Annotated in this window: 12 protein-coding genes; 3 read left to right on the forward strand and 9 right to left on the reverse strand. The window is 36.4% G+C overall.

Translation table 11 applies throughout. The features are described 5' to 3' along the window. Nucleotides 1-24: 24 nt before the first annotated feature. Entirely contained in the window at nucleotides 25-627 is a 603-nt protein-coding gene (locus J7E66_RS18245) for a cell wall hydrolase (RefSeq protein ID WP_215002433.1), read from the reverse strand. Between the two features lie 363 nt (nucleotides 628-990). Here J7E66_RS18245 and J7E66_RS18250 point away from each other — a divergent pair, with 363 nt between their 5' ends. Both J7E66_RS18250 and J7E66_RS18255 read left to right on the forward strand, forming a co-directional pair. Continuing rightward, the gene (locus J7E66_RS18250) at nucleotides 991-1,437 is read left to right on the forward strand and encodes a Dps family protein (RefSeq protein WP_215002435.1); all 447 of its coding nucleotides are present in this window, start codon (nucleotides 991-993) and stop codon (nucleotides 1,435-1,437) included. A 139-nt stretch (nucleotides 1,438-1,576) separates the two neighbouring features. After that, the gene (locus J7E66_RS18255; protein WP_215002437.1) at nucleotides 1,577-2,842 is read left to right on the forward strand and encodes an FAD-dependent oxidoreductase; all 1,266 of its coding nucleotides are present in this window, start codon (nucleotides 1,577-1,579) and stop codon (nucleotides 2,840-2,842) included. Nucleotides 2,843-2,889: 47 nt separating this feature from the next. Here the strand turns inward: J7E66_RS18255 and J7E66_RS18260 are convergent, their stop codons facing one another. Next, complete coding sequence (locus J7E66_RS18260) at nucleotides 2,890-3,873, reverse strand: 2-hydroxyacid dehydrogenase family protein (RefSeq protein ID WP_215002439.1); 984 nt, start codon at nucleotides 3,871-3,873, stop codon at nucleotides 2,890-2,892. 233 nt (nucleotides 3,874-4,106) lie between these two features. Between J7E66_RS18260 and J7E66_RS18265 the strand changes: the two genes are divergently transcribed. After that, the gene (locus J7E66_RS18265) at nucleotides 4,107-4,196 is read left to right on the forward strand and encodes a YjcZ family sporulation protein (RefSeq protein WP_215002441.1); all 90 of its coding nucleotides are present in this window, start codon (nucleotides 4,107-4,109) and stop codon (nucleotides 4,194-4,196) included. 83 nt (nucleotides 4,197-4,279) lie between these two features. On the opposite strand, the gene J7E66_RS18270 is transcribed toward J7E66_RS18265, so the two are convergent. From J7E66_RS18270 to J7E66_RS18300, 7 genes are all read right to left on the reverse strand, one after another. Then, on the reverse strand, nucleotides 4,280-4,684 hold the full coding sequence (locus J7E66_RS18270; RefSeq protein WP_215002442.1) for a disulfide oxidoreductase: 405 nt from the start codon (nucleotides 4,682-4,684) through the stop codon (nucleotides 4,280-4,282). A gap of 1 nt (nucleotide 4,685) precedes the next feature. Then, nucleotides 4,686-5,387 (reverse strand): DsbA family protein, encoded by a 702-nt coding sequence (locus J7E66_RS18275; protein WP_215002444.1) that lies wholly within the window; start codon nucleotides 5,385-5,387, stop codon nucleotides 4,686-4,688. 276 nt (nucleotides 5,388-5,663) lie between these two features. Then, a complete protein-coding gene (locus J7E66_RS18280) occupies nucleotides 5,664-6,290 on the reverse strand; it encodes a YesL family protein (RefSeq protein ID WP_215002445.1) in 627 nt (208 codons plus the stop codon). Nucleotides 6,291-6,350: 60 nt separating this feature from the next. Beyond that, nucleotides 6,351-7,367 (reverse strand): Gfo/Idh/MocA family protein, encoded by a 1,017-nt coding sequence (locus tag J7E66_RS18285; RefSeq protein WP_215002447.1) that lies wholly within the window; start codon nucleotides 7,365-7,367, stop codon nucleotides 6,351-6,353. Between the two features lie 35 nt (nucleotides 7,368-7,402). Further along, a complete protein-coding gene (locus J7E66_RS18290) occupies nucleotides 7,403-8,398 on the reverse strand; it encodes a LacI family DNA-binding transcriptional regulator (RefSeq protein ID WP_215002449.1) in 996 nt (331 codons plus the stop codon). A 51-nt stretch (nucleotides 8,399-8,449) separates the two neighbouring features. Then, a complete protein-coding gene (locus tag J7E66_RS18295) occupies nucleotides 8,450-10,729 on the reverse strand; it encodes a glycoside hydrolase family 127 protein (protein ID WP_215002451.1) in 2,280 nt (759 codons plus the stop codon). 92 nt (nucleotides 10,730-10,821) lie between these two features. Next, nucleotides 10,822-11,724, reverse strand: a complete 903-nt coding sequence (locus J7E66_RS18300; RefSeq protein ID WP_215002453.1) for a carbohydrate ABC transporter permease — start codon at nucleotides 11,722-11,724, stop codon at nucleotides 10,822-10,824. Nucleotides 11,725-11,727: the final 3 nt, after the last annotated feature.

Here is an 11,727-nt window from a genome sequence, read left to right on the forward strand (position 1 = left end):
TTTTGGGAAAGCTAGTTTTAATAATTACTTCGCGAAACGGTGGTTACCAATCGTTACCGTTACTTCACGTGAAAAGATCCACTTACTAACAGCTGTTTTTGGATTATAGAAGAATAATGATCCTTTGCCTTGCCCTCTGAAAGCAAGTGCTTCATTTACAGCTCTTTTTGAAGCAGCATCAGCCGCTTGGTTAATCGTACCATTTTTGACAGGCGTGAATGCATAATAGCCATTAGACTTCTGATATACTACTCCATTAACGGTGTTTGGGAAATCAGGGCTGGCTACACGGTTAAGAATAACCGTTGCTACTGCTACTTTACCAGCATACGGCTCACCTACTGCCTCAGCACGGACTAGTCTAGCAATCAATTCTTTTTCTGCTGCTGTAATAGCAGAGTTCGGGATTACTAGATTTGTTCCTGCATATAAAAGACTGCCAGTTTTATTGTTTGCTTTTAATAGACTATTAACAGGTACACCGTACTTCGCTGCAATTTTCCAATAGGTTTCACCCGATTGTACTTTATGCGTGCTTGTTGCCGCTTCTGTTGTTCCATTTAACGTAAAGGCTGTCATTGATAAGATTAGGCCGGTAGCAATTATTAGCTTTTTAAGTTTATTCATATTAATACCTCCAATTTTTGTGTGCGCTTCTCTACTATTAAGGCTAACAGGTGTAACATTCCAATTCATTAACCAAAAAGTGGTAAGGCATTTTTGGCTAAGACAGCGCCCACCATGAAGGTATTTCTCTACCAAATGGAATAATCTTCTATTTCTTAACTCTTTCCACTAAATGGACTTGATGGATATGATAGGATTTTTTATTACAATCTGTTTCAGCCATGTAACATTCATAAAAGGGCATAATGTCCTTTAACAACGGTTATTCACCAAATTGACATTATATCCCTTGAATTCATACAGGATTTCACTCCTAACTTTGGTAATAATATAAGAGAGGTTAATAAAAGGAGGCTATTTTATATGGAAAATCAGGTAGTCAGCATACTTAACAAACAAATTGCAAACTGGTCTGTCATGTATACGAAGTTACATAACTATCATTGGTATGTAAAAGGTGGACAATTTTTCACATTACATGTCAAATTTGAAGAGTTTTATAATGAGGCTGGCCTGCATGTTGATGAATTAGCCGAACGATTGCTAGCAATCGGTGGAAAACCGGCAGCTACGATGAAAGAGTACTTAGAAATTTCATCTATTAATGAAGCAACAGGTAATGAAACTGCTGATGAAATGGTTGAATCAGTCATCAATGACTTCTCTATTATCATTGGCGAACTTAAAGAAGGCATGAGCTTTGCGGATGAGAGGAACGATGAAACAACAGGAGACATGCTGCTTGCGATTCATTCGGGGCTTGAGAAGCATGTATGGATGCTAACTGCATTCTTAGGAAGATCCATTTAATTTTCATATGAGAAGCAAACAGTCCAACAATTTGTTGGACTGTTTTGTTATTTATAATAATTATTAAAAACTATTGACTTTTATTTAGTAATTATACTATTATTAAATTAAAGATACTTACAAATTGGAGGTTCCCTAAATGTCAACACCTGAAATTATCGTTTATAGCAGCACCGGCTGCCCCTATTGTGAAAAAGTAAAAACATTCCTAAAAGATCAAGGCTTTGCATATGAAGAGCGAAATGCTTCCATACATAAGGAATATTTTGATCAATTAAAGGAACGTAAAATTTATGGAACTCCTGCAACAATCATTAATGGAAAGCTGGTCCTTGGCTTTCAAGAGAAAAAATTCAATAAGCTGCTTGGATTATCTGAGGACTTTGCTCCCGCCGTGAGCAATTCTATACCAGAAACCAGCGAAGAAAGTGCAGATACTATTTTCCAATCAGTTAATGAAAAAATTCTTCAAGACGTATATGATTTTGTCACCATCGGCGGCGGACCCGCAGGTGCTTCTGCTGCTGTTTATGCTGCACGTGGGAAATTAAAAACACTTGTCATTGATAAAGCTCCAAAAGCAGGCACCCTAGCAATTACTCATAAAATTGCGAACTACCCAGGTGTGCGCGAAGAAGTTACAGGGCTTGAACTATTAACAAGAATGCAAGCACAAGCAAAGGATTTTGGCGCAGACTTCATCCGTTCCACCGTTCTATCGGTTGATTTTTCGGATGAAATCAAAATAATTGAATTAGCTGAAGGTACCATCAAAGCTAAAAGTGTCTTCATTGGCGTTGGCGCAAAAGCTCCTTCTGGCAAGATTAAAGGCGAAGAGGAATTTACTGGACGGGGTGTAAGCTATTGTTCAACCTGCGATGCCGCCTTTTATCAAGACCGAGTTGTCGCGGTTGTTGGAGATAATGATGAAGCGATCCACGAGGCCGAAACATTGGCCAAGTATTGTAAAACAGTGAAATTGTTAATTCCAACTGAACTAAAAGGGGACGTGGATCTTTCTCAATTAGAAAATAACTCAAAAGTTGAAATTTATAAACGTCACCGTGTAAGAGAAATTATTGGGACTGATAGTGTTGAGAAAATTGTCGTCCTTACTGATAAAAAGGAGGAACAGGTATGGGATGTCGATGGAATTTTCTTATACCTCGGCGGGATGATGCCAGGAACGGACTTCTTAAAAGGTGCAGTTATGCGCGATGAAGAAGGCTATGTGATCGTAGATGAGTACCTTCGAACCAATATTGACGGCGTCTTTGCGGGCGGTGACGCTAGAAGAACACCAATTAAACAAGCAGTTATTTCAGCAGCTGATGGGGCGATTGCGGCTTTAAGTGCTGAGCAGCACGTCAATAAACGCACCAAACTTCGTCCCCAATATAGTTAATCTTTCAGGAAAAAGACGGCGGCTGCCGTCTTTTTTTCCCGATATTATTAGACTAGAATTGTCTCTTTAACAACTCCATTGATAACATAATAAGGCGCTTCGCCGTTTAATACCTTAACAATGTTTCCCGCTGCCATATTCGCCATGGCATCTCGTGCTTCAAAGGTAGCATTACCAATATGTGGAGTTAATACAACGTTCTTCAGATTTTTCAATCCCTCACTAATTTCAGGTTCAAATTCAAATACGTCAATCCCTGCTCCTTCAATCTGTTTCTCTTCTAACGCTTTTATAAGTGCGGCTTCATCAACGATTGGTCCTCGTGCACAGTTAATTAAATAAGCTGTTGATTTCATCATTTCAAATTGACTTGTGCTAAACATGTGTTTCATGGTTGGATTATAGGAACAATTTATGGTAATGAAATCAGATTCAGCAACTAAATCTTCAAAAGATACATATGTCGCGTTTAGTGCATTCTCAACTTGAGTACTTTTTCGACTTGGACTCGTATATAGAACCTTCATATCAAAAGCGGCGGCTCTTTTCGCAACAGCTTGGCCAATTTGACCAAATCCGACAATCCCGATTGTTTTTCCAGATACTTCACGACCGCGAAAATAAAGAGGAGCCCATCCATTGAATCCAACAGTACGGCATACTTCATCTCCTTCAACCACTCTTCTTGCTGATGCTAATAAAAGGGAAAACGTTAGGTCAGCGGTAGCAGCTGTCGATGCTATTGGTGTATTGGTGGTCGGTATTCCTTTGGAAGCTGCATAATCAAAATCAATATTATTATATCCGGCTCCATAGTTCGCAATAATTTTTAAATGGGGTGCTTGGTCAATTATTTCCTTCGTTACAGAGGTAGATAATAAACTTAGAAGGGCATCCTTATCTTTGATGCGCTCTTTTAATTCTGCTTCAGTAATCAATTTCTCTCCTGTAAATACTTCAACCAAGTGATCCTTCGATAATAGTTCTAACCCCTTTTGGGGAATCTCACCTGCTACTAAAATTTTTGCCATAGCCTATCACCCCTCCTGAGTAAAATGACTGCCTTTTCCAATAATCCAATTAACTGTATATTATTATACTACAATAAAAAGTCCTATAAAATTATTTATTTATTAAAATTCTGCAAACAAGCTATGCGATATTAAATTAACCCATCATTTTTTCTAGTAGTCAACGTTTGTCCATTTCACTAGCAATGCTTCATGCATACATTGTTATTAAACAACAGAGGGAGGTGATTTCTATGGGACATGGCGGAAATAACAACAGCTTCGCGTTAATTGTTGTGTTGTTTATTTTATTGATCATCGTTGGAGCATCTTTTATGTACTAATTGAGTAGACACTTTAGAGGCTCTAAAGCAGAAAAGAGCGGGAAACCATTGGTTTCACCGCTCTTTTTTATGGATGTAAGGATCTACTTTTTGCTGCGAGCTAAAATAAATAAGCTTACAGTAATAATCGTAAAAGCAATCAATGCTAATAACGGAATGGTAATAAAGCCAAGCCAGTTAATATAATCCTTTGAGCAAGGCACTCCGCTTGTACACATTTCAAACTGTTGTAAATAGGGGATTTTTTGTAATAACGTATGGTATCCTGCGATCAGCATCCCGATAATTGACAATGGCAGCGCATATCTAAATATTCCTTTATCATTCCGGTAGACGGCAACCCCTAAGATGATTGCCAGCGGGTACATAAAGATCCTTTGGTACCAGCAAAGTGTACAAGGAATGAAATGCATAACCTCACTAAAATATAAACTGCCAAGTGTAGCTATGATGGCAGCAATCCAGGAGAGAAGTAAGGATTTATTCATTCTATTCACCTTTTGCGGCTTTCGCTACCATTTCTTTTAAGTCATCAATGGTTTGTCCCTCGAACTTTTCTCCATTAACAAAAATAGTTGGGGTTCCTGTAACACCTAGTTTTACAGCGTAATCCATATCCTTATCCCAAGCCTTATCAGACTTCTTGTCCTGGAAGTTTTTCACAACCTTATCGACGTCACTATCGCTAGCTACTTCCTTCAATGTATCAACTAGGAAGTCTTCAGTAAACAAATCGATTTTTTCATACTTAGTGTCTTCAGGCTGTTTTTCGAATAAAAGATCATGGAATTTCCAAAACGTTTCATTTCCAAGCTCTTGGAGTACTGATTCCGCAAATTTCGCAGATCGAGTCGAGTCCACGTTAATAAACGAATCATTCATAAAGTAAAATTTTGCTTTGCCAGTATCCACAAGTTCCTGCTGGATAATTGGTACGACATCCTTAGCGAAGTTTTTGCAATTTGGGCATTTATAATCACCGAATTCAATGATCGAAACAGAGGCTGATTCCTTACCTTTGAATGGCTGATTGCTATAATCAATTTTTGTAGTGGTTTTATCCTGTTGTTTGGAGTGATTGCCTAAAAAAATGAATGCTAAAATAAAAACTGCAACCAATCCAATCATCCAAAAAGTAAAGGTAGATGATGATTTTGCTTCTTTTTTCTTATTTTTATTATTATTTGCCATAATAGTCTCCTTTAAATGAATTAGCGCTAATTAAAAAATTTGGTTAATGATTTGTTGTTCATTGATATATTAAATTTTACTAAACTTATTCTGTAATGCAAATAGAAAGTCTTTTGACTTCTTAATGCCGATTAAATTTGAGTAGTTAAGGACATTGTTTCAATTAAAACAATACTTATATTTAACGATTTAGAAAAACAAAAACATTCGTCAATAGAATGTGACGAATGCTAATTCTTTTAAAAAGTTACTATTAAATTATATATTTTTCTTCTATTAATTAATTTCCATAATTTTATTATTATTGATTGCAAATTGTTCATTTTTATGAAAAACACGATTACATAGAGAAAAATTAATGTATGCACCAACACTAAAAATGATTAAAGACGTTGCTGGCACATATATTATGATAACAGTAATTAAAGCTAGAAAACCAAGAATGAGTATAGTAGACGGGAAATTTACTATAGCCAAAAGAAATGAATTTTTAATAGCACCTTTCCAAGTGGCGCTATAATGAGTCATTACTGGAAACAAAAAAGTAGAAATAATTAAAAACACTACACTTATTATTATAAGTGGTATTATCATCAGAAACTTTAACCCAGATTGATCTTGATTTAGGTAGAAATAGTTAAAATAAAGTAATACCGCTAGCAACATCCAAATGATTCCTATTAAAAAACTCTGTTTAAAATTCTCTTTAAAATATCGAAAGTAGTTTCTAACCACACTCGTATCTTGATTTAATTTCCATTGTCTTACAACGCTATACATCGCAGAAGTAGCTGGTGCAATTGTTACGATTGGAAGACATGAGATAATCCAAAAAAGATTAAGGATAAAAAGATTAGAAAGTCTATCAACTACAGCGTAAAATCTACTATCAAAAATGTTCAATTTGCCACCAAATTTCTGAAAGTTATAAATGTCAAGTCCTTTTAGGTTTTGGAAGATTTGTTATAAAATGATTTTCTTCATCTTTTTTCCGCTTTCAATTGCTCCAAAGACCATTGCCATACTTTTAATATTGTCACGACAATCAGTTTCAGCCAAGCGATTCTCCTCAAGGGATAAAAACATCTCATCAAAGCAACCCCAGTGACCTTCTTGGCCTTCCCATTTAATTGGAACATCGATCGATTTAACTTTACTTATGAAATCTTTTGGTTGGGATTCATCAATTATTTCGCAGATTGGAAGATTTATTCCATCCCAACGAACACTTCCTTTACTCCCTGTTACTCTCCAGTCTGCTTCCCATGAGGTATTTAGCCCTTCTGCGCACCACGATCCGCGATAAGTGAATACGATACCATTACTCATTTCAAATATACACATAGCAGACGCATTTCCTTTATACCAAGAGCCAGGAGGATTATACTCATGGCAATAGACAGATACAGGGTCTGAACCAATAATAAAGCGCGCTTGGTCAAATGTGTGGATGGCCATATCCAATATTAATGGGTTATCCATCAAATCACGGAACCCCCCAAAATGAGGGCCCAGAAAAAAGTCTACGTGAACAGAACCTACTGTTCCTATTGCCTTGTTTGCTAATAGATTTTGTAATGCACGAATCTTTTTTAAGTATCTACGATTTTGCATAATAGTATAATTCTTGCCATAGTGTTGAACGGACTGTAAAACATCTCTTGCATCTTCCATGGATTCTGCCATTGGTTTTTCACCGAAAACATGACAGCCAGCTTTCAATGCAATCGTAACAATTTCTTTATGTGCTGATGGAATTGTCACATCAAACACAAGATTGGACTTGGTTTCATAAATAGCTTGTAATAAATTATTATATGCAGGGGCACTAAGGCCCTTCCGTTTTGCCATCCCTGTGGCTGCATCAATATTCACATCGACTAACCCAACTATTTCTGTATTACCACGTTTATTGGCATAATCTATCCACGTATTCGACATTTCTCCACACCCTGCCACAACAATACGATGCTTTATCATTCCCCTTCACCTTCCTATGGATTAATAGTTAAAGGTTAAATCGATCCTCCCACAATAATCCTATAATCAATAAATGGGGCTGTTTCGGTAAAAAATTCCCCATCTTCTATTTTATGAACTAGTCTTTCCACGGCCATAAATCCAATCTTTTCAACTGGATATTCAACTGTTGTTAATTTAGGAGTAACGTATTTTAGTACATCAATATTATCAAAACCCATCAGTCCGACATCCTCTGGGATTTTTATATCCTTATACTTTAAATAGTTCATGACTTCAAGAGCATACAAATCACAAGAACAGAGGATGGCTGTCTTATTAATTTTCTCAAACTTTAATTCTTCCAGCTCACTTAAATAATCATTATGTTTTATGATTAAAGGAACTTCATTGATGCCTTTTATTGATAATCCTTCTAAAAATCCATTTAATCTTTCTTCTTGTGTATAAATATTTGTCTTTCCTTGGTATGTCAATGGAGGGCAAATATAGATAAATTTCTTATATCCTTTATCAACAATGTAACTAACTCCATCAATCATTGCTTCTCTTTCTTGAATTCCAACATATTCCCAGTTTTCTGACAAATAATTAAATATAGTAATAACAGGTATTGAAAATCCTTGTAAATAGTCCTCAAACTCTTTACCTTGATTGACTGTAAATAGGATAATTCCATCCACTTTATGATTTGCTAGATATTCAATACATAGCTTTTCGTTTTCTGGATCTTTATCTGATAATGCAATATAAATAAAGTACCCATTCTCTCTTGCCTTATATTCCACTGCATTTAACAATTGTGCAAAAGATCGGTTATATAAATCAAATAAAACAATACCTAAAGTCATTGTTTTACCTTTTACAAGACTCCTGGCTGTAAAATCGGGACGGTAGTTTAACTCGCGAGCTGCTTCTAAAACAAGCTTCTTTGTCTTTTCTTTTATTCCTGGACGATTATTTAATGCTCTATCCACCGTACCCGATGAAACACCACAATATTTCGCTAAATCCTTTATCGTAACCCGCATAGTGAGTGCCTCCACTATTTCACAACATGATATTTCTGAAAGCTTAAGACCTCATTTACTTAAGGAATTTATTACTCTTACCTCATACACACCGCCTGCTGCCTTACCTTCGCCAGACTGAAATTTCACTTCAACCTGTTGCTTCCCTTCAGTTACTCTTAAAGGAATCTCATAATAAATATTAAAAAGACCGTCAGAATGATTTCCCTCAAGTTTTTGAATGGCAACCAGTTGTCCATCAATCACAATTTCAAAGTCGCGTTCATATTTTTTTCCATCTGCAAAAAGTGTCTTATCCCCGCCAAAATAAGTTACTTGTAAGTACATTTTCTTATCAGGCTCCACTAACATTTCATAACTGAAAAAGCCTTCCCCGCGACTATCACGCCACGATTTTTCCACCACATTAAAATAACCTGTTTGAGAGTTCTTGCTATTAACTCGGTGCTCTATCTCAGGCTGCTGTTCACCTGGTTGTACAACGTCAACGGTGATAACTCTTAACTTTTCAAGCTCCTCTTTCTCTTTATCTACAAACGTTTTGTAGGCCTCTTCATCCATCAGATTCCAATATAATGTATAGCGCTGGTGATGCAAGTTGTAAAATGGAACGAGAGTAATTTTTTGATTGCCAGGCTGCCCGACTTTGTCTGTTTCAAATGTCAATGGAAAGCCTTCAATAGGTTTAATCCATTGATTAAGGTCTACTTTGTCAGCTACAAAGCTAGCAACATCAATAAGTGGATAATTGTTTAATTTTAAATGATCTTCGAGAATATCACTTTCCGGAAAATTCTCCTTACCAAGTGCTCCTGCCAAAACAACAGGTCCATACATAAAGCCAACTTTTCTAAGATTATCTTTAGCTGTATAGGTATGGAGATCCATGGGAAGGGTAAATTCTATTGTATCCCCTCTACTCCAGTTCCTGCCGATAGTTACATAACCATTTTCTGAAATCAAATTGGTTTTTACACCATTTACAAAAGCAGTTAGAGCTCCAGAAACCCAATATGGTACACGGATATGTACGTTGAAGAATTCAGCTGCTGCTTCTTCAAAGTATAATCGGACTTTATTAGACCTAGGAAAATCAGTTTCTTGCCTTAGCTTTATTTTCTTTTCATCCATGATTAATTCAGAAGCAATAAATAAATTAACAAACAAATCTTCCTGTTCTTGATAATAAATGTTTCTTGTATATCGGGCAGGATTCTCCATCCCAGTCCCCGTACAGCACCAGAAAGAATTATCCGGTGAACAGTAGATTTTAAAGTGCCCTGGCTGCGTCGAAACAAAATATGTTTTCATGCCTGAATCTGGATCCTGTGATGCTAGAATATGATTGTAGAGTGCTCTTTCATAGTAATCTATATATTCAGCCTTATGATTCCATTGGAACAAATGCTCAGTCAGCTTCAGCATATTATATGTATTACAAGTCTCCGCCGTTGTGATACCTAATGTTTCTTTATTTACTGGTCCAAAATGTTCTCCTATACTATTTCCGCCAATAATATAGGAACGGTTTTTCGTTACTTCATTCCAGAAGAAAACCGCCATATTCTTGTAATCCTCATTCCCAGTAATCTCATATAGCTTAGCTGCCCCGATGACCTTCGGTATCTGTGTATTCGCATGTTTTCCCTCAAGTTCGTCGATCTCTTTAGAAAGAGGATCGAGTATAGCATGATGGCAAAATCTGATGGCCAGCTTCAAATAATCTTCATTATTTGTAATGGTATATAGATCGGCCATTGCTTCGTTCATTCCGCCATGTTCACAAATCAGCATCCTTTGAAACTGCTCATCATTCAGATTGTCTGTTCCTTTTTTTGCCCAGTCAGAAAGCTTTGTGACAACCTCTAATGCTTTATTGTTTCCAGTAAGGGAATAGACTTCAATAAGACCTGCAAAAATTTTATGAATACTGTACCAAGGAACCCATCCGCCTGCTAGACTGAAATTTTCAACCTCGAAATTTCCTGTAAAAACCTTATCAAAATATGTACGAGGGAAGCCGCTGACATAGCCATCCTCATCGAAGCTTTGGACAAGAGCTAGTTCGTTAACAGCATATTCAATTTTATTCAGTAATTCTTCATCTTTCGTAACCGTATACATAGCAGAAGCAGCTGAAAGCCAATGACCAATCGAATGTCCACTGATGGGAGTTGATTCCCACCCGCCGTACCGAACTTTCTTTGGTGTTTGCGAAACTGCTTCATAACATGGTGCAATAAGTCTATCAATATCTAAATAGATCAAATATTCTTTACCCTTTTCTTGCGATTCTTTAAAAATACCATCTAATAACGTAACGTTTTCCATTACGTCCCCTCCTTCTGTTTAGATTTATATAGCTATCGATTTAATTGAATCGATAGCTAAACATACAGGATCTGGAATATACATTTCTTTGATCATCCCTTTACAGACCCGATCATAACGCCCTTTTCAAAGTATTTTTGGATAAATGGATAAACAATTAAAATTGGCAGAGTAGATACAATGATAACCCCGTACTTGATTTGATCTGCGTATTTTTGTGCGTAACCCCCGGATGCCCCTCCAGAACCTGCGCCTTCAGCAAATACTTGATTGGAAAGAAGAATGTCTCTTAAAACGATTTGCAGAGGTTGTAAACTATAGTCGCGAATGTAAATTAAACCTGTGAAGAAGTCGTTCCAGTGCCCTACCAAGTAATAGAGCCCTACAACTGATATAACCGCTTTTGAAAGTGGCAGCACCACTTTCCCAAAAAATTGAAAATGTGTGCAGCCATCCATTTGTGCTGCCTCAAACAATTCTTTAGGTATAGAGCTTTCAAAAAATGTCCGTGTAATAATGAGGTTAAATACATTGACAGAAAAAGGAATGATGAAAACCCACATATTATTTGTGAGATTTAAATCTTTCATTAATAGATAAGTTGGAATTAAACCTCCGTTAAAAAACATGGTAAAGACAAATACAAACATTAATAATCGTCTTGCTTTAAACTCATGTCTTGATAGAACATAGGCTGCCGGCAAGGTAAGCAGTAAATTGATAAACGTACCTAAAAGTGTGTAAATAATAGTATTTTTGTAACCCATCCAAATTCTTGTATCTTTAAAAATTTCCGTATATCCGAATAGGCTGAACCCTTTTGGATACAGTAGAACTTTTCCAGTAGACACCAGAGTGGAGTCACTGACAGATGCAATAATGACAAAGTACAAAGGATAGGCAACAATTAAAAAGATAAACAGACAAAATACAAAAATAATAAAATCAAAAATTATATCTGAAGTAGTTTTTCCTTTCCGATTAAAAAGCACCATGAC

The sequence above is a fragment of the Bacillus sp. ISL-7 genome, assembly GCF_018613065.1.